21 protein-coding genes are annotated in these 20,418 nt (G+C 73.0%); 6 read left to right on the top strand and 15 right to left on the bottom strand.

The window, feature by feature from the left end; all coding sequences use genetic code 11:
* Positions 1–309: 309 nt before the first annotated feature.
* On the top strand, positions 310–2,439 hold the full coding sequence (locus tag ACERMF_RS03390) for a DEAD/DEAH box helicase (protein WP_373667613.1): 2,130 nt from the start codon (positions 310–312) through the stop codon (positions 2,437–2,439).
* Positions 2,440–2,461: 22 nt separating this feature from the next.
* On the opposite strand, the gene ACERMF_RS03385 is transcribed toward ACERMF_RS03390, so the two are convergent.
* From ACERMF_RS03385 to ACERMF_RS03360, 6 genes are all read right to left on the bottom strand, one after another.
* Positions 2,462–2,800: a hypothetical protein gene (locus ACERMF_RS03385; RefSeq protein ID WP_373667612.1), complete on the bottom strand. Its 339-nt coding sequence runs from the start codon at positions 2,798–2,800 to the stop codon at positions 2,462–2,464.
* On the bottom strand, positions 2,793–3,638 hold the full coding sequence (locus tag ACERMF_RS03380; RefSeq protein WP_373667611.1) for a ParA family protein: 846 nt from the start codon (positions 3,636–3,638) through the stop codon (positions 2,793–2,795). Before ACERMF_RS03380 ends, ACERMF_RS03385 begins: the two co-directional genes overlap by 8 nt.
* A gap of 75 nt (positions 3,639–3,713) precedes the next feature.
* The gene (locus ACERMF_RS03375; protein WP_373667610.1) at positions 3,714–4,352 is read right to left on the bottom strand and encodes a MarC family protein; all 639 of its coding nucleotides are present in this window, start codon (positions 4,350–4,352) and stop codon (positions 3,714–3,716) included.
* Positions 4,353–4,490: 138 nt separating this feature from the next.
* Positions 4,491–5,072 (bottom strand): FHA domain-containing protein, encoded by a 582-nt coding sequence (locus ACERMF_RS03370; RefSeq protein WP_373667609.1) that lies wholly within the window; start codon positions 5,070–5,072, stop codon positions 4,491–4,493.
* A gap of 182 nt (positions 5,073–5,254) precedes the next feature.
* Positions 5,255–6,130, bottom strand: coding sequence for a PHP domain-containing protein (locus tag ACERMF_RS03365; protein ID WP_373667608.1), 876 nt, complete (start codon positions 6,128–6,130; stop codon positions 5,255–5,257).
* A 55-nt stretch (positions 6,131–6,185) separates the two neighbouring features.
* Positions 6,186–7,322 (bottom strand): acyl-CoA dehydrogenase family protein, encoded by a 1,137-nt coding sequence (locus tag ACERMF_RS03360; RefSeq protein ID WP_373667607.1) that lies wholly within the window; start codon positions 7,320–7,322, stop codon positions 6,186–6,188.
* Positions 7,323–7,447: 125 nt separating this feature from the next.
* On the opposite strand from ACERMF_RS03360, the gene ACERMF_RS03355 reads away from it, so the two are divergent.
* Together ACERMF_RS03355 and ACERMF_RS03350 are read left to right on the top strand one after the other, a co-directional pair.
* On the top strand, positions 7,448–8,770 hold the full coding sequence (locus ACERMF_RS03355) for a ferric reductase-like transmembrane domain-containing protein (protein WP_373667606.1): 1,323 nt from the start codon (positions 7,448–7,450) through the stop codon (positions 8,768–8,770).
* Positions 8,771–9,038: 268 nt separating this feature from the next.
* Positions 9,039–9,812 carry a hypothetical protein gene (locus tag ACERMF_RS03350; RefSeq protein ID WP_373667605.1) on the top strand — a complete coding sequence of 258 codons (774 nt, stop codon included), beginning with the start codon at positions 9,039–9,041 and terminating at the stop codon, positions 9,810–9,812.
* 25 nt (positions 9,813–9,837) lie between these two features.
* Here ACERMF_RS03350 and ACERMF_RS03345 read toward each other — a convergent pair whose 3' ends face one another.
* A complete protein-coding gene (locus ACERMF_RS03345) occupies positions 9,838–10,644 on the bottom strand; it encodes a hypothetical protein (RefSeq protein ID WP_373667604.1) in 807 nt (268 codons plus the stop codon).
* Between the two features lie 132 nt (positions 10,645–10,776).
* Here ACERMF_RS03345 and ACERMF_RS03340 point away from each other — a divergent pair, with 132 nt between their 5' ends.
* Positions 10,777–12,555, top strand: coding sequence for a GspE/PulE family protein (locus ACERMF_RS03340; RefSeq protein ID WP_373667603.1), 1,779 nt, complete (start codon positions 10,777–10,779; stop codon positions 12,553–12,555).
* A gap of 79 nt (positions 12,556–12,634) precedes the next feature.
* Positions 12,635–13,750, top strand: coding sequence for an Mrp/NBP35 family ATP-binding protein (locus ACERMF_RS03335; RefSeq protein ID WP_373667602.1), 1,116 nt, complete (start codon positions 12,635–12,637; stop codon positions 13,748–13,750).
* Here the strand turns inward: ACERMF_RS03335 and ACERMF_RS03330 are convergent.
* From ACERMF_RS03330 to ACERMF_RS03295, 8 genes are all read right to left on the bottom strand, one after another.
* Positions 13,737–14,372, bottom strand: coding sequence for a phosphatase PAP2 family protein (locus ACERMF_RS03330; protein WP_373667601.1), 636 nt, complete (start codon positions 14,370–14,372; stop codon positions 13,737–13,739). The two genes, ACERMF_RS03335 and ACERMF_RS03330, sit on opposite strands and share 14 nt — an antisense overlap.
* A complete protein-coding gene (locus tag ACERMF_RS03325; RefSeq protein ID WP_373667600.1) occupies positions 14,372–14,719 on the bottom strand; it encodes a twin-arginine translocase TatA/TatE family subunit in 348 nt (115 codons plus the stop codon). Before ACERMF_RS03325 ends, ACERMF_RS03330 begins: the two co-directional genes overlap by 1 nt.
* 2 nt (positions 14,720–14,721) lie before the next feature.
* Positions 14,722–16,083, bottom strand: a complete 1,362-nt coding sequence (locus tag ACERMF_RS03320; protein ID WP_373667599.1) for a S1C family serine protease — start codon at positions 16,081–16,083, stop codon at positions 14,722–14,724.
* Positions 16,080–17,165 (bottom strand): hypothetical protein, encoded by a 1,086-nt coding sequence (locus ACERMF_RS03315; RefSeq protein ID WP_373667598.1) that lies wholly within the window; start codon positions 17,163–17,165, stop codon positions 16,080–16,082. Before ACERMF_RS03315 ends, ACERMF_RS03320 begins: the two co-directional genes overlap by 4 nt.
* Positions 17,165–17,575, bottom strand: coding sequence for an anti-sigma factor (locus ACERMF_RS03310; protein WP_373667597.1), 411 nt, complete (start codon positions 17,573–17,575; stop codon positions 17,165–17,167). The genes ACERMF_RS03315 and ACERMF_RS03310 overlap by 1 nt, the downstream gene beginning before the upstream one ends.
* Positions 17,568–18,101: a sigma-70 family RNA polymerase sigma factor gene (locus ACERMF_RS03305; protein WP_373667903.1), complete on the bottom strand. Its 534-nt coding sequence runs from the start codon at positions 18,099–18,101 to the stop codon at positions 17,568–17,570. Before ACERMF_RS03305 ends, ACERMF_RS03310 begins: the two co-directional genes overlap by 8 nt.
* A 251-nt stretch (positions 18,102–18,352) precedes the next feature.
* Positions 18,353–19,189 carry a hypothetical protein gene (locus ACERMF_RS03300; RefSeq protein WP_373667596.1) on the bottom strand — a complete coding sequence of 279 codons (837 nt, stop codon included), beginning with the start codon at positions 19,187–19,189 and terminating at the stop codon, positions 18,353–18,355.
* 225 nt (positions 19,190–19,414) lie between these two features.
* Positions 19,415–19,705: a hypothetical protein gene (locus ACERMF_RS03295; RefSeq protein ID WP_373667595.1), complete on the bottom strand. Its 291-nt coding sequence runs from the start codon at positions 19,703–19,705 to the stop codon at positions 19,415–19,417.
* 317 nt (positions 19,706–20,022) lie between these two features.
* Between ACERMF_RS03295 and ACERMF_RS03290 the strand changes: the two genes are divergently transcribed.
* Positions 20,023–20,415: a thioesterase family protein gene (locus ACERMF_RS03290; RefSeq protein WP_373667594.1), complete on the top strand. Its 393-nt coding sequence runs from the start codon at positions 20,023–20,025 to the stop codon at positions 20,413–20,415.
* The last annotated feature ends 3 nt before the right edge of the window (positions 20,416–20,418 follow it).

Genomic DNA, 20,418 nt, shown 5'->3' with positions numbered 1-20,418 from the left:
ACTCGGTTCACCTCGACGCTAGTGCGACCCGGCGCCGCAGCCGCGTGCCCGTCCGACCGGGCTGTCGTGCGCTAGCCTCCGGGAGGCCCTGCAACGGCCGCCTGTGCCCCCTGGTCGTCGCCGACGCGGTCACGCCGATCGCGACGATCGCTGCCGATCCAGGGTGGGGCGGTGTCGACCGTGCGGTCCGGGACTGATCCCGGCGCGGGCCACCCCCGGTCGCGGACGCCGACGTCCCGCCGGATCGAGATGCGATCCGCAGGTGAACGTGAGGCCCACGCGCCGGGATCGCCCGGACGAGAGACCCACGTGACGAAGACGTTCCGCGACCTCGGTGTCGACGCCGCCCTGTGCGACGCGCTCGAGGCGCAAGGCATCATCCATCCGTTCCCCATCCAGGAACTCACGCTCCCCCTGGCGCTCGGTCGCAACGACCTGATCGCCCAGGCGCGCACCGGCACCGGCAAGACGCTCGGGTTCGGGCTGCCGCTGCTGCAGCAGATCGACCCCGACCTCGCCGCGACGCAGGCACTGGTGATCGTGCCCACGCGCGAGTTGTGCGTGCAGGTGCACTCCGACCTCACCATCGGCGAGAAGCGCGGGCTGACCACGATCAGCGTGTACGGCGGCGTCGGGTTCGACGAGCAGATCGCGGCCCTGCAGTCCGGCGTCCACGTCGTCGTCGGCACGCCGGGTCGCCTGCTCGACCACCTGAAGCGCGGCAACCTCGACCTGTCCAACGTCAAGGTGCTCGTCCTCGACGAGGCCGACGAGATGCTCGACATGGGCTTCCTGCCCGACGTCGAGCGGCTGATCGAGGCCTGCCCCGCCGAGGGCCGGCACACCATGCTGTTCTCGGCCACGATGCCGACCGTCATCGTCAAGATGGCGCGCCGCTACCTGCACCACCCGACGTTCACCCGTGCCGACACCGAGGAACACGAGACCGCGCCGAACGTGGCGCAGCACTTCTTCAGCGTCCACCGCATGGACAAGCCGCGCGTGCTGGCCCGGATCCTGCAGTCGCCCGGACGCGGCGGCTGCTACGTGTTCGTCCGGACCAAGCACATGGCCGACCGGCTCGTGAACGACCTCGAGGAACTGCAGATCCCCGCGATCGCCATCCACGGTGACCTGCGGCAGCAGACCCGTGAGAAGAACCTCGACCGGTTCCGGTCCGGCCAGGCCAACGTGCTGGTCGCGACCGAGGTCGCCGCCCGCGGCATCGACGTCACCGGCGTGACCCACGTCGTCAACTACGACTGCCCCGACGACCAGAAGATGTACCTGCACCGCATCGGCCGTACGGCACGCGCCGGCAACGAGGGCGTGGCCGTCACCTTCGCGGAGTTCAACGAGGCCGACCGCCTCAACGTGATCCGCAAGGCGGTCGGCGCGACCGACACCGAGGTCCACCAGGTCTTCTCGACCTCGCCGTTGCTGGCCGAGTTGTTCGACCTGCCCGACGAGAAGCCGTGGGACCACCTGTCGAAGAAGTCCAGCGGTGGCGGCCGGGGCGACGACCGACGGCCCGCGCCACGCAAGGGCAACTCCGACGGACGTCCGAAGAGCAAGCGCGGCAGCGAAGGCACCGGACGGGACCGCGATGCATCCCGTGGCCGCAGCCGCCGCGACGAACCACGCCGCGACGAGGCACCCCGCGACGAGGCACCCCGCGACGAGGCACCCCGCGACGAGGCACCCCGCGACGAGGCACCCCGCGACGCACAACGGCGTGACGAGGCACGCCGCGACGCGTCACGCGATGACCGTCCACGGGCCGACGAGCGGGACGCGGACACCTCGTCACCGGCGTCCTCCCCGGCCCGCCGGGAACGCACCCGCACGCGCACCCGCGATCGCGGCAGCGCCGGCGGCAGCAGCCGCGACCGCGGGCGGAGCGAGGCAGACACCTCCGACACGTCGTCGTCGACCGCGTCGGAACCCACTTCCTCGGACGACTCGGCTCCCTCGCCGTCCACCGGCCGGACGCGGGCCCGCTCGGGTGCCCGTGCCCGCAGCGCGCAGCAGGACCCGAAGGGCGCCGACCGCGGCGCGACCCGCGACCGGAGCTCGCAACGCGACCGCACGAACGGCGACCGCGCCAAGGGCGACCGGGCCGAGGGCAGCCGCTCCGACCGCAGCCGCTCGGAGGGCAGCCGCTCGGAGGGCGGTCGTTCCGAGAGCAACCGCTCGGAGGGCGGTCGCTCCGAGAGCGGCCGGGGTGGGCGTTCCGGCGGCGGCCGTTCCGGTGGTTCGTCGCGCGGGAAGTCGGGTGGCGGCCGGTCCGGCGGACAGCGGTCGTCACGCGACGATCGCAGCGAACGCCCGTCGTCGGACGAGGTGCCCGGGGTGCAGCACGCCCGGCGTGGCGCCGACGCGCGCGGTGAGGGCGAGCCGCAACTCGCCCGGCGCGTGAAGGTCGAGCACCTTCCCTGACGCGGCAGGCCCCCGGCGGCGTTCAGCTGCTGCCGGGGATCTGTTGCCGCAGGACCCGCAGCGCCTGCCCGAGCTCGAAGTGCAGCCAGGCCCGGCGTCCGCACGTCGGGCAGCGGCTCCACAGGCGGCTGCGGAGCGGGACCCACAGCACCGGGGGCTTGAGCAGGCGCATCGCCTCCAGGACGCTGAGCCCACGCAGCACGCCGCACCGGGCGCAGGTGACCTCGATCTGTGGCGGCGGCGCGGCCGTCGGCGCGGTGCTGTACAGCGCCTCCTTGCCGAGGCCGTCGCGTGCCCGCGGTGCGGTCGGGTCCGGCTTGCGGACGCGATCGAACGGCGACGGCGACGACGACTCAGGCACCCTGGTCCTCCAGGTCGAGCCCGAGGACGTCGGCGCGCCGCTCGGGCGTCCAGCCGGCGGCTTCGAGCAGGTCGTCGTCGACCTCGATCCCGAGCAGTTCACGTGCGATGGCCCGGTAGGCGGCGACCCCCGGGACGTCCATGCCGGCCCCGACCATGGTGGTCCCCTCGCTGGGTGACTCCGCGAAGCGGACCGACTTGCGCACGGGCGGGCCGATCAGCGGCAGTTCGTAGCGGGTCAGCAGGTCCCGCAGCACCTCGCGGCTGTGGCGGGTCCGCGGGTCGAACATGGTGGCGACCAGCCCACGCACGGTCAGGCCGCGGTTGGTCAGGCGGCGGACGTCGCCGATGGTGTCGAGCAACTGCGACACCCCGCGGTGCGACAGCGTCTCGCACTGGACCGGGATGACGACCTCGTCCGCGGCGGTGAGACCGTTGATCGTCAGGACCCCGAGCGAGGGGGCGCAGTCGATGAACACGGCGTCGTAGCTGTCGAGGAGGTCGGTCAGCTCGCCGCGCAGCAGGTATTCGCGGCCGGTGCGCGACAGCAGGGTCACCTCGGCGCCGGCGAGGTCGATGTTGGCGGGTGCGACGTCCACCTCGCCGTGCTGCACGATGGTGTCGGCGAGGTGGACCCGACCGACCACGGTGTCGTTGAGGGACGGCTCGGTGGTGTCGGGGTCGTAGCCGAGGGAGAAGGTCAGGCACGCCTGGGGGTCGAGGTCGACGACCAGCACGGCACGGCCGAGCTCCGCCATGGCGGCGGCGACGTTGAGACAGGACGTGGTCTTGCCCACGCCCCCCTTCTGGTTGGCGAACGCGTACACGGTCGCAGGCACGGCACGGCTTTCGATGGTCGTCGGCGCGATGCTACCGACGCGGCCGACGAGCCCCTGCGCTCGGCAGTGGGCCGGTCAGGGCAGCGCGGAGGCGCCGGCGACATAGGCCTGCACGGCCGTGGCCACCAGCTCGATCGAGATCGCGATCAGCAGCATGCCCATGACGCGCGTCACCAGGTGGATGCCGTTGTCCTTGAGCAGCCGTTCCAGCAGCTCGGCGTAGCGCATGGTCAGGTAGACGACGCCCAGCACCGCCGCGATCGCGAGCGCGACCGTCAACTGGCGTCCGACGTCGAGCGTGCCGGTCGACGGGCCGGACATGAACACCATCGCGGCCGAGATGGCGCCCGGTCCTGCCAGCAGCGGCACGCCCAGCGGGACCACCGCCACGTTGACCCCCTCGGCCTTGTTCGGCACCAGGATGTCGCCCTTCAGCATCTCCAGGGCGGTCAGGAACAGCACCACCCCGCCACCGGCCTGCAACGCCGGCAGACCGATCGACAGGCTGCCGAGGATCTGCGTCCCGAAGAAGGCGAACACGTACACGATGACCGCAGCCGCCGTCATGGCGTGTCGCGCCGTCCGCCGCCGCCGCGCCGCCGTGTCCGTCGCCGTCAGCGCCAGGAACACCGGCACGTTCCCCAACGGATCCATGATCACCAACAGCGTCACGAACCCCTGCACCGCCAACCCGAGATCGAGCGACAGCTCCATCGAGACCCCTCAGGGGAGCGTGCGGCGGTGGCGACGGGCGGCGGGGCTGGCGGAGCGCAGGCCCCGAAGGGGCCGAGCACCAACGCCCCGCCGACCGGCGCCGTCGTCGCACGGCGACATGTAGGACGGTCGGCGGACCTACAGCAGCCCGAGTTTGGCCGCCTCCGCAACCGCACCGGCGCGATTGCGGACACCGAGCTTGTCGTACAGCTCCTGCGCGTAGGCCTTGACGGTGCGCTCGGTGACGCCGAGCTGCTCGCCGATCTCGGCGTTGGTCATGCCCTCGGCCATGAGCTCGAGGACCTGCTGCTGTCGCGGCGACAGGTGCGGGCCGGTCTCGACCTTGGGGACCTCGAACACCATGGTGGCGTCCTCGGCCTGGGAGGCGGCGGCGGGATCCTCGAACATGGCGGTGACCGGGCCGAAGCTGACACGGTCGCCGTGGCGGATCACGGCGGGGCCGTGGATCTCCTCGCCGTTGACCTTGGTCCCGGCACTGGAGCCGAGGTCGGTCACGATGACGGCGCTGGCTTCCTTGCGGATCTCGGCGTGCAGCCGCGACACCCGCGGGTCGGGGATCACGTAGGCGTTGTCCTCGCGGCGACCGATGGTGGCGACGTCGCGGTCGAGTCGGACCACCCGCCCGGCCAACGCACCCTCACCGAAGTGCAACGTCGGGACGGGAACGATCTTCTGGGCCTTCTGGACCTGGGGCTCCACGTGGGTTCCTCCGCAGTTCTCGGATGCTCGGCCGGGGGCCGATGGACAGTCTGGCCGGCCGTACGGGGGGACGGCACCGGCCGCCCCGTCCCGAAGGAGTGGACGAACGACCCCCACCGTGCGACCAGTCTGACAGGGTGAGCGCGCAGAGGAAAGCCGAGGCCTCCGAACGCGGGGAACGGTCAGGCGTGTCGCCAGCCGCGGAGGCGTTCGACCACCTCGCGTGGGGTGGTGGCACTGCCGAGCGGGTTGACCTTGCCGGCGCCGTGGTAGTCGGATCCGGCGGTGACCTCGAGCCCGTGCGCGGCGGCGAGGTCGCGGTAGCGGCGGCGGTGCTCGTCGGGGTGGTCGGGGTGGTCGGCCTCGATACCGGCCAGGCCGGCGGCGACCATCTCCTCGATCGCCTCGGCGGGCAGCCCGGGCCCGAGCGCGCGTCCGTCACCGTCGCCACCACGACCCGGCTCCCCCGCGGTGCCGTAGAGGCCGGGGTGCGCGAGGACCGCCACGCCACCGGCGGCGACCAGCAACTCGACCGCCCGCCGGGGCGCGACGGCGTGCTTCTCGACGTAGGCGGGACCGCCGTCGGCGAGCCAGGTGTCGAAGACGGTGCGGGTGTCGGGCGCGGCGCCGGCCTCCACCACGGCCTGGGCGATGTGGGGCCGTCCGATCGGTGCCGCGCCGGCCAGCTCCTGCACCCGCGAGAACGTCACCTCGACGCCCAGCCCGACGAACTTGTCGACGATCGCGCGGGCCCGGTGCTCACGCTCGTTGCGGAGCCGGTCGAGCTCCTCGACCAGCGGCGGGTACGACGGATCGATCCAGTACCCGAGGACGTGGACCGAGTAGCCGTCGAGTTCGGCCGAGAACTCGGTTCCCAGGACCAGTTCCAGGCCGGTGCCCTCGCACGCGGCCCGGGCGGCCTCGAACGGCGCGGTCGTGTCGTGGTCGGTGACGCCGAGTCCCTCGAGTCCGAGCGCCACCGCGTCGCGGACGTTGTCCGCCGGCGTGGTGGTGCCGTCGGAGAAGATCGTGTGCGTGTGCAGGTCGAACCCGGCCACGGAAGGCGTCCTCGTCGGAGGGGGCCGCGAAGATACCGAGGCGTCGCCGCGGCGATCAGAACGCGTTGTGGCCGGTGAGCATCCGTCCGATGATCAGGTGCTGGACCTGGCTGGTGCCCTCGTACAGGGTCGTCACCCGGGCGTCGCGCAGCATCCGCTGCACCGGGTACTCGTCGATGTAGCCGTAGCCGCCGTGGACCTGCACGGCCCGGTCGGCGCAGCGGACCGACGCCTCGGTGCAGAACAGCTTCGCGGTGGAGATCTCGAGGGTGGCCCGCTCGCCGGCCAGCAGCTTGGCGACGACCTGGTCCAGCAGCCCGCGGGCGGCCTGGACGTCGACGTGCATGGCGGCCAGCAGTTCCTGCACCAGCTGCTTGGACGCGATGGGGCTGCCGAACTGCTCCCGTTCCTCGGCGTAGCGCAGGCTCACCTCGAGGGCTTCACGTGCCAGACCGGCGGCGCCGGACGCCAGCGAGAACCGCCCGTCGTCGAGCGCGGACAGGGCGACCTTCATGCCCCCACCGACCTCGCCGAGCACGGCATCGTCGCCGACACGCACGCCCTCGAGGACGATCTCGGCCGTGTCGCCGGCCCGCAGCCCGAGCTTGCCGTGGATCGCGCGACCCTGGTAGCCGGGGGCGTCCTGCGGGACCAGGAAGCAGGTGATGCCGCGGTCCTCGCCTTCGACGATCGCGCGGGCGAAGACCTTGGTGACGGCGCCGCGGCTGCCGTTGGTGATGAAGATCTTGTTGCCGTCGATGACCCAGTCGTCGCCGTTGCGGACCGCGCGGGTCGTCATCTGCGACGGGTTGGAGCCCGCCCCTGGCTCGGTGAGCCCGAACGCGCCGAGCTCGCCGGCGCACAGGCCGGGCAGCCACCGCTGCTTCTGCTCGTCGGTGCCCCAGCGCACGATCGACTTGCCCACCAGCCCGACGTTGACGCTGACCAGCGAGCGGATGGAGGAGTCGGCCGCACCGAGTTCCTCGATGACCACCCGGTAGCCGGCGGCGTCGAGGCCCGCGCCGCCGAACTCCTCGGGGACGGCGGCGCCGAGGATGCCGAGCTCGGCGAGGCCCGGGAGCAGCTCCTCGGGATAGGCCTCGCTGCGGTCGCGGTCACGGGCCTGCGGCCGGATCTCGCGGTCGCAGAAGTCGCGGACGGTCTGACGCAGCGCGTCGAGTTCGGTGCTCACGTGGGGTCCTCCGGGCGGGCCAGCGGCGGGCGACGCTAGCGAAGCCAGGGACGAAGGTCGGCCGTCGGGCCGCGCACCCGCCGACGGGGACGGGTTGGCTCGTGGCCGGCGAAGGAAGGTCCGTCGTGCCGCAGTTCCTGCGCGGGTTCCTGTGGATCCAGCTGTACGTGCTGGTGTCGGTCGCACCGCTCGCGTTCGCACTGCTCGGCGAGACGCCGCCGGGCCGGGACTTCGTCACCGAGCTGTCGGTCGCCCTCGGCTTCGTCGGCCTGTCGATGCTGGGCCTGCAGTTCGCCATCACGGCCCGGTTCGGGACGGTGGCGGCCCCCTACGGCATGGACGTGGTGATCCGGTTCCACCGCCTGATCTCGCTCGTGGCGTTCATCTTCGTCCTGGCCCATCCGCTGCTGCTGTTCGTCACCGACCCGGCAACGATCGCCCTGCTGCGCTTCTGGGACGCTCCGTGGCGGGCGCGGTTCGGGCTCGCGTCGCTGGTCGCACTGATCGCGCTGGTGGTCACCAGCATCCACCGCACCCGGCTGCGACTGAGCTACGAGGTCTGGAAGATCGCGCACGGCGTGCTCGCCGTGGTCATCGTGGCCACCGCGCTGGTGCACGTGCAGCTGGTGGGCTACTACGTCTCCACCGTGTGGAAACAGCTGCTGTGGGTGGCGATGTCGGCGGCACTGGTCGGGGTGCTCGGCTGGGTGCGCATCGTCAAGCCCATCCGCCAGCTGCGGCGGCCCTGGGAGGTCGTGCGCGTGGAACCCGAACGCGGCGAGGCGTGGACCATCGAGTTGCGTCCGGTCGGCCACGACGGACTCACCGCGCTCCCGGGCCAGTACGCGTGGCTGATCGTCGACGGCAGCCCGTTCTCCGCCGAGGAACATCCGTTCTCGCTGTCGAGCTCGACCGAGCGCGACGACGGGCACGTCCGTTTCACCGTCAAGGCGCTCGGCGACTGGAGTGGCCGGGCGGGGTCCATCCAGCCCGGCACACGGGCGTACGTCGACGGCCCGTACGGGGTCTTCTCCCCCGATCGCAACGAGGCGCCCGGCTTCGTCTTCGTCGCGGGCGGCGTGGGCATCACGCCGTTCATCGGCATCCTCGAGACCCTCGCCGCGCGTGGCGACCGGCGCCCGGTGACGCTGGTCTACGCCGGACCGAACCTGGACGAGCTCACGGGGCTCGAACGCCTCGAATCGCTCCAGCGGCAGCTCGAGCTCGACCTGGTCGTGGTGCTCGAGGATCCGCCCGAGGGCTGGGACGGCGAGGCCGGTCTGCCCGACGCCGACCTGCTCGACCGGGTGGCACCCGAACGGCAACGGGTCCGCTACCAGTACTTCGTGTGTGGGCCGCCGCCGATGCTCGACGCGGTCGAGGCGGCGCTCGAGTCGCTGGGCGTGCCGATGACCCAGATCCAGGTCGAGCGCTTCGAGCTGGCCTGACCCGAGCCGTCCCCCGCCACCGCCCCCGAGAGGAACCGACCGTGCGCCACCGCGCCACCGACCGTCTCGTCATCGGCATCACGACGGTGCTGCTGCTCGCCAGCGTTGCCTTCGCGGCCTTCCAGAGCTGAGCGAACGCCCTCGGCGACCCCACGCTTCGGGGACCGGGGTCGCGCACGGCTATGATCCGCACGCCTCGCACGCGCGCACCGAACGCGTCCTGCGGGCGAAACCGTCGACGTGCCGCAGATTCGCTGAAGAGGGGCAGATGGCTCGGGTCCAGCTGATGTCCGCCATGGCGTACGACATCGAGAAGCACGAGTCCACCGGCCTCGCCGATCCGGTGATCCGGGTGCTCGGCGAACTGCCCGGCACCTCGCAGCCCTTCGGCATCCACCGGGTGTACAAGGGCTCGCAGGGCACCTACGAGGAGGTGCTGGTCCTCGTCGACCCGGACGGCACCGTCATCTGGGAGTCGCACCCGCGCTACGTCGAACTGCGCGGCGCGATGTTCGAGGACCTCTTCCGGCGCCAGGTGGACGAGCGGATCCCGATCACCTCCAACGGTGAGCACACGCTCGTGTTCTACCTCGACGGGCAGATCGCGGGCCGCGTCCCCGTCTTCATCGACGCGCCCGAGTCGGTGACCAGCGCCGGCGTGCTGCTCGAGGCGGCCGAGACGGCGCTCAAGAAGGGCTCGATCTGCTGGATCCGTATCCCCCAGCCCGACGGCACCACGCTGTCGCGGCCGGCGTGGTACGTGCAGCAGGGCAGCAAGCTGTTCGTCGTCAAGGGCGAGACCGAGCAGGCGCTCCCCCACCTCGAGGACAACGACGTGGTCACGGTCGTGGTCAAGTCGAAGGACATCAAGGCCGCCATCGGCGAGCTGACCTGTGACGTGCGGGTCGTCACCGACGCGGACGAGTTCGACAAGATCGCCGCCCTCGGGCTCGGCACCCGGTTGAACCTGCCCGACGGCGAGGCCGCCCTCGAACGCTGGCGGGCGCAATGCACGGTCGTGGAGCTCTCGCCACGCGGCTGACGCGTCACCTCCCCGGGGCGCGGATTCAGCGTCGGCGACGCCACCACCACACCGTCGCGAGCAGGACCACGACGAGTGCCGCGGCCAGGCCCGCCACCAGCAGCGGGTCGAGCAGGGGCGGCGCGTCCGAGCGCGCGGTGACGGTGCGCTCGGCGCCGACGGGGACCTCCCACTCGAGCGTCGACGGCCCGGCGGCGAGAACCTCGCCGAGCAGACCGCCGGCCTCGACGCGGTCGGCGTCGTGGTTCGCGAGCGGGCCGGGGAGCGTGACGACGAACCGCGCTCGGACCGCCTCCTCGACCAGTGCGGCGAGCTCGCCACCCGCCGGGCCGATCGGTTCGCCGTCCTGCACGGCTCCCGAGGTCGCGGGTGGCCGTAGGCCGACGGTGCCGTCGAGGCGGACGCCACCGTCGGACGCCACCTCGAGATCGAGGTCGACCAGCAGCGCCGGGTCCTCGGGTGCGAGGTCGGCGACCAGGTCACGGAAGGCGTCGGTGAGTGCGTCGGGGTCGGCGACCTCCGTGGCCAGCCGCACGCGCATCCCGCCGTCCTCGTCCTCGTCCGCGGCCCGCGTCACGGTCCACGCCGGCACGCCGACGGCCGCCGCGGACAGCTCGGCGAACGGGTCGAGGGCCAGTTCGTCGAGGCGGGCGACCGCGTCGGCGTCGAGCGACAGTTCCAGGGCGGCCGTCCCGGACCCGTCGCGTTCGACGGCCATCTCGCCGGTGACCCCGAGGCGGCAGCCGCCCAGGACGAGGGCGAGCAACGCCGGGACGAGGGCCGGGAGGAGGGAGGACCGGCGCAGCCGCGCCAGGAACGAGACGGGGAACACGGAAGCAGCGACCAGAGCTCGGCGGGAGGTGAGCGGGCGCACTGTAGTCGCGTCCTCGTGGGCGCCCGGCCCTTCATCGGCGCCGCGGACGGCCGACGGGTCCCTGCGCAGATCGACCTCGATGGGAGTCGCATGTTCGCCGACCAGCCGCTCGCACCGCGCGCCGACACGGCCGACGCCGTGGAGGGCACCGACGGCGCGCAGGCGCGCCCGTTGCGCATCGGTGAGGCGCTCGTCGAGGCGGGCGCGCTGACGCCCGGCGAGGTCGACGAGGCGCTGCAGCGCAAGGCACCGAACGAGCGGCTCGGCGAGACCGTGGTCCGGCTCGGGTTCTGCAGCGAGATGGACGTCGCCGACGCCGTGGCCCGCCGGCTGCGGCTGCCCCGGGTCGACATCGCCGTGACGCGCCCCGACCAGGCGGCGCTGGACCTGGTGCCGGTGGAGCTCGCCGACCGGCTCGAGCTGCTGCCGCTGACCATCGAGGACGGCCTGCTGACGGTCGCGACGTCGGACCCCGCCCTCGACCGCCTCGACGACCTTCGCATCCTGACCCGGGCACGGCACGTCCGCGCCGTCATCGCGCCGACCACGGCGCTACGCCTCGCACGGCGACGCGCCTACCGGGGTGAGACCTCGCTGCGCGACCAGGCGGACGGCCCGGGCGAGGCGGCCCTGGCAAACGACGTGCCGGCCGACGACAGCCCGGTCGTGCAGTTCGTGGAGGCGCTCGTCTCCGACGCCGTGATCAGCCGCGCCAGCGACCTCCACCTCGAGCCAGACGCCGACGGGCTGCGGGTCCGGATGCGCGTGGACGGCCTGCTGCGCGACGTGACCCGCGTGCCCCAGCAGCTTCGTGCGCAGGTGGTCTCGCGCATCAAGATCATGGCCCAGCTCGACATCGCCGAGCGGCGCCTGCCCCAGGACGGACGCGCGATGCTGCACTCGGCGGCCGGCGGCGTGGACGTCCGTATCGCCACGATGCCGACCATGTACGGCGAGAAGGTCGTGCTGCGCCTGCTCGCGCGCGGCAGCGACCGGGTGACCATCGGCGAGCTCGGGATGCAGCCCGACGTGCGGGCGGACTTCGTCGACGCGTTGTGGCGCCCCCAGGGGCTGGTGCTGGTCACCGGCCCGACGGGGTCGGGCAAGACGACGACGCTGTACGCCGGCCTGGCGGCCATCGCCGACGAGACCCGCAACGTGGTCACGCTCGAGGATCCGATCGAGTACGAGCTGCCCGGCGTCAACCAGACGCAGGTCGAGCCGCGCATCGGCTTCACGTTCGCGAAGGGGCTGCGCCACATCCTGCGCCAGGACCCCGACGTGGTCCTCGTCGGCGAGATCCGCGACCACGAGACGGCCCAGCTCGCGGTGGAGGCGGCGACCACCGGCCACCTCGTCCTCGCCACGTTGCACACCAACGACGCCGCCAGCTCCGTCGCGCGCCTGATCGACCTGGGGGCGGACCGGTTCCTGGTGTGCTCGTCGTTGCTGATGGTGTTGAGTCAGCGTCTCGCCCGCAAGGTCTGCACCGGGTGCGCCGTCCCCGACGAGCCGACCGACGAGGTCCTGCGGCGACTCAGCGTCAGCCGCGAGGCGCTGCGTGGCTCGACCCCGCTGCGGGGGGCCGGCTGCGTGGTCTGCGAGTACAGCGGCGAACTCGGCCGCGTCTCGGTGACCGAGCTGCTGTCGATGACCCCGGCGATGCGCCAGCTGCTCGGCCACGCGGCCGACGAGTCCGAGATCGCCCGGCTCGCCCGCAGCGAGGGGCTGCGGTCGCTGCGCGAGGACGGCCTGCAACGGGCGTGGCGCGGCGAGATCACCTTCGCCGAGGTGCTGCGGGTGACCCCGGAGCCGACCGGCGCGCCACAGGGCGCTCGATCGGCGAGGGCGGGAGCGCCGGTACCCTGATCGGCGACGGGTACCACGTCACGGCGCGGCCCGTCTCCGACGATCCCAGCCACGACACCAGCGACGACAAAGGTCCGGCGTGCCCACCAAGGAGCAGGTCCTCGAGGTCCTCGCGACCGTCGACGACCCCGAGATCGACAAGCCCATCACCGAACTCGGCATGGTCGAGGAGGTGGTGATCGAGGGCCGCAACGTCGGCGTGCGCATCAAGCTGACGGTGCCGGGATGTCCGCTCAAGGACCGCATCACCCGCGACGTGACCAACGCCGTGCGCCAACTGCGCGACGTCGACGACGTCCAGGTCTCGTTCGGGTCCATGACCGACGACGAGCGCCAGCAGCTGTCGGCCAACCTGCGTGCGGAGCGCGGCGCCGCGAACCCGCAGATGGACATCGCCTTCGCCTCCGCCGACTCGCCGACCAAGGTCATCGCGGTCGCGTCGGGCAAGGGCGGCGTCGGCAAGTCGTCGGTGACGGTCAACCTCGCGGTCGCGCTGGCCCAGCAGGGGCACAACGTCGGCGTGCTCGACGCCGACATCTGGGGCTACTCGATCCCGCGGATGCTCGGCGTCTCGGGCAAGCCGGTCGCGTTCGAGGGCATGGTGATGCCCTTGCAGGCCCACGGCTGCAAGGTGATCTCGATCGGGTTCTTCACCGATCCCGACCGTTCGGTGATCTGGCGCGGCCCGATGCTGCACCGCGCGCTGCAGCAGTTCCTCGGCGACGTGCACTGGGGCGAGCTCGACTTCCTGCTGTGCGACCTGCCGCCGGGGACCGGTGACATCGCCATCTCGCTGGCGCAGATGCTGCCCAACGCCGACATGGTGGTGGTGACCACGCCGCAGCAGGCGGCCCAGAAGGTGGCGCTGCGAGCCGGCAAGGCGACCGAGCAGACCGGCATGAAGGTGGCCGGCGTGATCGAGAACATGGCCAGCTTCACCTGCCCCGACTGCGGCTCGAGCCATGACGTGTTCGGCGCCGGTGGCGGCGAGGAGCTCGCCGAGGCGCTCGACACCGAGCTGCTCGGCCGCATCCCGATCGATCCGCGCCTGCGCGAGGGTGGCGACGCCGGCCTGCCGCTGGTGTTGTCGAACCCCGACGTGCCGGCGTCCATTGCGATCCAGCAGGTCGCGCGCCAGATCGCGGCCCGCAAGCACTCGATCGTCGGACGATCCCTGCCGCTCAGCGTCTCGTAGCCCGACGGCGCAGGCTCGCCCAGCCGCGCCTGGTGCCACGGGTGGCGGCCTCGGCGAGCACCCCGACCCCCCAGCCGGCGACCACGTCGGTGAAGTGGTGCACGCCGACGTAGCAGCGCGACACGGCGACGGCGGCCGCACCGAGGTGGAGCCAGCGCCGCCGTCCCCGCCCGACGTGGGGCACCAGCGCGCTGGCCATCGCCGCGGCGACCGCGATGTGGCCGCTGGGCCACGACGACCCCGCCGGAACCGCGACGAGCCGGTCCGCGCCCTCGACCACGTACGGCCGTTCCCGTCCGACCAGCGGCTTCGTCCCCTGCGCGGCGCCCCAGGCGGCCAGGCCCGCCAGCGCGACGTCGGTCGCGGCCCGGCGCCGTCCGGTCGCGGCGAGCACGCCGGCGACCCCTGCCAGGCCGTAGACCGAACCGAGGTCGGTCCCGGCCGCGACGAGCCGGTCGACGCGGTGGCCGAGCGGGTAGGCCAGCGCCTTCGCGGCGCGACGGTCCAGGACGGCGGACCGGCCGGACGTCACGGCGGCGTAGGACAGCCCGATGACGACCAGCGCGGCCGTCTGCGTCCGGCGTCCCACCGGCGGGGTCGGAAGGGGGGCGGTCGGCGGCATCAGGTCGCCTCGGGGTCGAACGGGGGCGGGTCGTCGTCGGCGCGCGGCGTCGGCCCCGCCGCGCCCGCACGTGCTGCGGGCCGGCGGGCCGTGCCGACGGCGTCCTCGAAGGGGCGTGTGACGGCACGCCGGGTCTCGTCGAGCTCGCGGCTGATGCCGCGCAGCTCGCGGTCGAGGTCCTCGATGTCGGCGGCGCGCTTGAACTCCTCGAGCCCGCGCTGGGTCTCGGTCCGGAAACGCGCCAGCAGTCGGGCGCCGTTGCGCGCGAGCTCGGGCAACTTGTCGGGGCCGAAGACGAGCAACGCGACGACGGCGATGACGAGCAGTTCCTGCGGTCCGGGGAGCACGTCTACTCACGCACGCCGAGGGTGACCTCGGCCTCGATGGTCTCGCCGTCCCGCACGATCGTCAGCGTGAGCGTCTCGCCCGGCTGGCGGCGTCGCACCTCGGCGACGAGCTCGGACATGGTGGCGAGGTCCTCGCCGTCGACGGCGACGATGATGTCGCCCGGACGCAGTCCGGCGTCCGCCGCCCCGGTGCCGTCCTGGACCGAGTCGACCATCGCGCCGCGCGAGGAGTCCAGGCCGAACTCCTCGGCGACCTCGGGTGAGACGTCGAGGCCGGAGACGCCGAGCAGCGGGTGCTCGACGAAGCCCTGCTCGATGAGCTGGTCCGCGGACATGATCGCCTGCTCGGCGGAGACGGCGAACCCGACCCCCTGGCTCGCGCCGGTGCGGGTGAGGATGGCGGTGTTGATGCCGATCAGCCGGCCGCGCGCGTCGACGAGCGCACCGCCGGAGTTGCCCGGGTTGATCGCGGCGTCGGTCTGCAGGACGGCCGGGATCAGCAGCGGGCCGTCGTCGCCGTCGACGCGCAGCTCGCGGTTGAGCGCCGAGACGATGCCGGCGGTGACCGATCCGGCGAGACCGAAGGGCGAGCCGATGGCGACGACGGTCTCGCCGACCTGCAGCGGCTCGTCGTCGGGACGCAGGTTCACCTGGGGCAGGTCGGTGCGTTCGACCCGGATGACGGCGATGTCGTTGAGTTCGTCGCTGCCGACGACCTCGGCCTCGAGCAGGTCACCGTTGGAGAGGCGGACACGGACGGTCCCGGCGCCATCGATGACGTGGTGGTTGGTCAGGATGTAGCCGTCCGAGCGGTAGATGACCCCTGAGCCCAGCCCACCGGCGCCGGTGGGGTCCATGGCCGCCGCGCCGCCGGGGACCTCGACGCTGACCACCGAGGGGGTGACGGCCTGGGCGACCGCGGGCACGACCGTCCCGGCCTCGCCGTTGATCTCGATCGGGGGCGCGGACACCGGGCCCTCACCGGTCGCGGCTTCCGGCAGCATCACGGCGAGCGTCGCCAGCGTGCCGATGACGCCGCCGAGCACGGCCGCCAGCAGCGCCAGCAGCGTGCCGCCACGCCGGCCACGCCGCTCGGGGGCGTCCACCGTCCCGGTGGTGTCCGGTGGGCGAACCGAACCGGCCGGCGAACCGGGGCCCGAGGAGGCCTCGTCCCACTGCGAGGGGGGCGGCTGCGGGTAGCGGGCGATGGGTCGGGTGACGGTACGACCCTCGAAGGCGGACGACCCGGCCGCCGGTGAGGCCGTCGGCGCCGCGGGCGAGGCCGTGGGCGCCGCGTCCTGCGGGGGCAGCGGGGTGTCCTCGCCGCGCCAGGGGCGCCGCCATTCCTCGCGGTCGTAGCTCACGTATCGCTCCGGTCCAGCGGCCACAGCCATCGGCCCACACGGCCGATGCCGCGGGTGAGGCGACCCAGCATGCTGGGCGCCGGGTCGTTGGGCAAACCCGCGACGACGGTCAGAAGCTCATCGACCGGCGCATCGGTGATCGCGGTGAACGTCCGGCCATCGCCGCGCCAGATCACCCGACGGGGTTCGGAGCCGGGCAGGCGCCAGACGGCCCCGCCCGTCGGCGAGGGCAGCAGGGACGCGCCCTCCAGCGCCGCCGGCGACAGGCGTCCCTGCTGCTCGAAGACCGACAGGGTGTAGAGCCCGTCGCCGTAGACCAGGTGCATCGTCGGGACGCTGGCCTCGGGGCGCTCGAACCCGCCGAGCAGTCGGTACCCGGCCGGCAGGGCGTCGGGGGCGACGAACCCGCGGGCCTGGAAGCCGGCCAGGTCGCCCGCCGTCAGCGAGAAGGCCTCGACCTCCAGGCCCTCGGGATCGGGCGCGACCACCCGGGCGTCGACGACCTCCAGGGCCGTGTAGGCCACGACACGCATGGGTTCGCCGTCCATTCCGAACGTCTCGCGGCGCACGATCAGGTCGGTGTCGACGTCGAGGTAGAGCACCTCGCGGTCGTGTTCGCCGCCGTGCTCGCGCAGCCGCAGGACCCGGGCGGGCCCGGTGTCGAGCCGGGCCGGTTCGGCGTCCGAGGTGACGGCGTACTTGTCGGCCAGCCGGTCGAGGTCGACGGAGCTGCCGCGTTCGATCCCGCCCAGGCGCAACAGCGTCCCGGACGAGCGCAGGAAGGCCTCCTCGCCGACGCGCCCGACCTCCCACCCGCCTTCCTTGACCACGGTCAGGCCGCCGTCGACGCCGCGGGTGACTTCGACCTCGGTCAGCTGCGGCCCCTCGCGGCTGAACGAGACGACCAGCAGCCGTCCCGTGTGCGGCACGTCACGGGAGGCGGCCAGCGCTCGCTCGAGCCACGCGATCCCGTCACCGCGGTCGGCCGCGGGCGGGTCGACCGTCTCGGCCTCGGCGCCCCGGGCTGGCATGGTCGGGAGCAACAGCGCGGCGGCGAGGAGCGCCGTGAGCACCCGGAGCATCACTGCTCGTTGAATCCGTAGGGTGCCGGCAGCGGACCGTCACCGGTACGTGCGAGGTGGTCGATCAGGAACAGGTCGGCGGGCGGCACCACCTCGCCGCGGTCCTCGCCGACGAGGTAGGCCAGGCCGGTCAGCGCGAACGTCGCAAGCAGGCCGGCCGAGGCCAGCCGCAGGCCCCGGGACACCTGGTGCACCACGCCCGGCCGGGCGATCGCCCCGACCGGGACCACCGGGGCGGGCGTCGCGGCCCAGCTGCGGAGCGCGTCGCGGGTGCGGCGCAGCGCCTCGAGCTCGCCGAGGCAGGCGGGACAGTCGGCGAGGTGCCGGGTGACGGCCATGGCGGCGGGTTCGGCGAGCTCGTCGTCGAGGAAGGCCGAGATGCGGTCGCCGGTGACGTGGCGCTCAACCATGGTGCGCACCGCTCTCGAGCGCGGAGCGCAGGGCCTTGCGGCCGCGGTGGATGCGGGAGCGCACGGTGCCGATGGGCCAGCCGAGTGCGTCGGAGATCTCCTCGTAGCTCAGCCCCTGCACGTCGCACAGCACGACGGCGGTGCGGAAGGAGGGCGGAAGGTCGTCGAGGGCGGTCTCGAGGTCGCTGCGCAGGACGCCGGCCTCGATGGTCTCGGCCGGTCCCGGATCGGACTCGCTCGGCTGCTTCCACTCCTCGTCGGGCAGCGGCTCGAGCCGCACACGGGTGCGACGCCGGACCCGGTCGAGGAACAGGTTCTTGGTGATGCGGTACAGCCAGCCCTCGAACGTCCCGGGGCGGTAGCGGTCGAGGTTGCGGTAGACGCGGACGAAGACGTCCTGCGCCAGGTCGCGGGCCTCGTCACGGTCGCCCGTCAGCCGGAACGCCATGGTGTAGACCATGTCCCCGTACTGCTCGGCGATCTCGTCCCAGCTCGGCGCCTCGGCGGCGTCGTGCACGTACGACAGGTCGACCTCGCGGGTCGACGTCGCCCCACGGGTGTCCGTGGGGGTGTCCCGCAGCAGGACGTGGGGTGCGAGCGAGCGTTGGGGCACGATGCTCCGGGTCGGGCGGGGGTGTCGGGCGGGGTGGCTGGACGCCGCGCGGAGGATAACGCGCCGGGCGGCACCGGCCGGGCACCACCAGCCCTGTCGACCGCGTCGGCGCACGGCCCCAGCGCAGGCGCGCTCGCCGCACGCCGAACGTCCGCGCGTGCGAATCAGTAGAACCGGACCTTCGCCGCGAACTCTGCCGCCGGCGCCAGGATGACCGCGAGGTAGAACATGCCCGTCGAGGCCTGGATGCTGCGACCGCCCTCGCGCGCGAGCTTGACGTTGAACCCGGCGATCAGCGCGATCAGGGCCAGCACCCCGAGCCCCAGCACCAGCGTCATCGACCCGATGCGCAGGATCGGCGAGAACGTGCGGGCACAGGTCTCGAAGGCGGCGCCGGCGAGATCCTCGCAGGGTGCGGGGTTGCGGCCCGAGAGCAGCACCGACGCGACACCGGCCGCCACGGCCGCGACGTTGGCCCACGCCATCGTGACCATGTAGCGGTTCGAGAGCCGTCGCTCGACCAGGTACCAGTGGCCGAGGACCATGCCGGCCCAGATGCCGCCGAGCAGCAACGAGCCGAGCAGCAGCTCGGCGATGCCCTGCGCCAACCCCCCGGCCCCGCCCCGTGTCGCCCGGATGGCCGCGAGCGGCACGAAGGCGCCCAGTCCCGCCAGCGTGCCGAGAACGCCCAGCACGCGGCCGAGGACGGCGGGCAGCGGCAGGGCCAGGACGAGCGCCGCCAGGGCGCTGAGCACGGTGAACGCGAGCAGCAGCTGCAGGGCGAGTCGGCCGTCGGCGGCGGACGCCGAAGCCTCAAGGGTGCGCACCGGCGCCCGCAGCGATCCCCAGGCACCCCAGGCCAGCAGCGCGACGAGCGTCGCGCTGAGCACCTCGTAGCCGTGGCGGACCGCGCCCCACGTGGGGAAGAACCAGACCAGGGCGGCACCACCGACGGCGGTCATGGCCAGGACGAGCGCGAGGACGGCGGCAGGGGCCTCCACGGGCGATGTCTCCTCAGAACGACGAGTGGTCGGGTCACCCGGCCGGTCGTGCCAGCGGGCGCCGCCGAGAACGGCCGGATCCGGCCGCGGCGCGAAGCCTGCCAGTCGCGACCCCGAAAAGCCCAACCCGCTCCGGGCGGCCTGCTGCGCGGGCGCACGCGACGGCGCCCGCGCCGGAGGTCGGGGACCTCGACGCGGGCGCCGTCGTACGGGTGCGTCTTTGGGTCAGCCTTCGCCGCCCTCCTCGCCACCGCCGGCGTCGCCACCACCGCCGCCGGTGTCGGCGTCGACGTTGACGTCGACCTCGTCGGGGACGTCGAGGCCGCCGCCCCCACCATCGCCGCCGCCGCCGAACAGGTTGGAGCCGAACAGGACGAACAGCAGGACGATGATCGCGATGATGCCCACGATGACCGCGATGGCGGTGCCGGCACCGCCACCGCCATCACCGTTGGTGACGATGACTTCACGCTCGCGCTCCGGCGGGCGGTTCGGGTCGTTTGGTGGGGTGGTCATGGTGTCCTCCGTAGAGAGGGCTCGAGCGTTCTCCCGCCCGCGTTCGCGGCGCGGTACCGCGCGCCCCCCGACCGCGGTCGTTGACATCGTGCCGGTCGGGTCGACGGGTCGGAAGGGCACCGGCCCCGGCCGGAAGCGCCGGAGTCGGTTTCCTCCGTCCGCTCGACCACCCGGCCCCCCGTCGGATGGTGGTGATCGGACGGCGGGGCCACGCCGGTGGCCGCCGCCCACCCGGTCCGGTCGCGCTCGGCGGTCGGCTCGCTACCCTCGAAAGGTCCGGGCGTCCGCCCGGATCTCCGATGTGAAGGACGAAGACCATGGGTCGCTGCGACCCCGGGTTGCGCGTCAACCGCCACCTCACCGTCGGTCCCGAACACACCGCCGAACAGGTGGGCTCGGGCGACGTACCCCTGCTGGGAACGCCCGCCCTGCTGGCCCTGGCCGAGGGCGCCTGTGTCCAGGCCATCTGCGAGGACCTGCCCGAGGGGCAGACCTCGGTCGGCGCATGGGCCGAGATCGAACACCTCAAGGCGACGCCGGTCGGACGCACCGTGTGCGCGCACGCGACGCTGATCGGCCACCACGGCCGGCGGCTCGAGTTCAACGTCATCGTCGAGGACGAGGGCGAGACGGTCGCGAAGATCCGCCACCGGCGGGTGCTGGTCGACCGCGAACGCTTCCTGCAGAAGGCAGCGCCCGTTACCGCGTAGGAC

The organism is Egicoccus sp. AB-alg6-2 (genome assembly GCF_041821025.1).
Lineage (GTDB): Bacteria > Actinomycetota > Nitriliruptoria > Nitriliruptorales > Nitriliruptoraceae > Egicoccus.
The sequence above is the reverse complement of the archived record's forward strand: the minus strand, read 5'-3'. Positions and strand labels throughout refer to the sequence as shown.

Excerpts from the sequence above, each read along its gene's own strand:
- ACERMF_RS03330 (WP_373667601.1), bottom strand. The coding sequence starts at position 14,372 with ATGCCGCCGACCGCCCCCCTTCCGACCCCGCCGGTGGGACGCCGGACG.
- ACERMF_RS03340 (WP_373667603.1), top strand. The coding sequence starts at position 10,777 with ATGTTCGCCGACCAGCCGCTCGCACCGCGCGCCGACACGGCCGACGCC.
- ACERMF_RS03350 (WP_373667605.1), top strand. The coding sequence starts at position 9,039 with ATGGCTCGGGTCCAGCTGATGTCCGCCATGGCGTACGACATCGAGAAG.
- ACERMF_RS03375 (WP_373667610.1), bottom strand. The coding sequence starts at position 4,352 with ATGGAGCTGTCGCTCGATCTCGGGTTGGCGGTGCAGGGGTTCGTGACG.
- ACERMF_RS03310 (WP_373667597.1), bottom strand. The coding sequence starts at position 17,575 with ATGGTTGAGCGCCACGTCACCGGCGACCGCATCTCGGCCTTCCTCGAC.
- ACERMF_RS03315 (WP_373667598.1), bottom strand. The coding sequence starts at position 17,165 with ATGCTCCGGGTGCTCACGGCGCTCCTCGCCGCCGCGCTGTTGCTCCCG.
- ACERMF_RS03295 (WP_373667595.1), bottom strand. The coding sequence starts at position 19,705 with ATGACCACCCCACCAAACGACCCGAACCGCCCGCCGGAGCGCGAGCGT.
- ACERMF_RS03290 (WP_373667594.1), top strand. The coding sequence starts at position 20,023 with ATGGGTCGCTGCGACCCCGGGTTGCGCGTCAACCGCCACCTCACCGTC.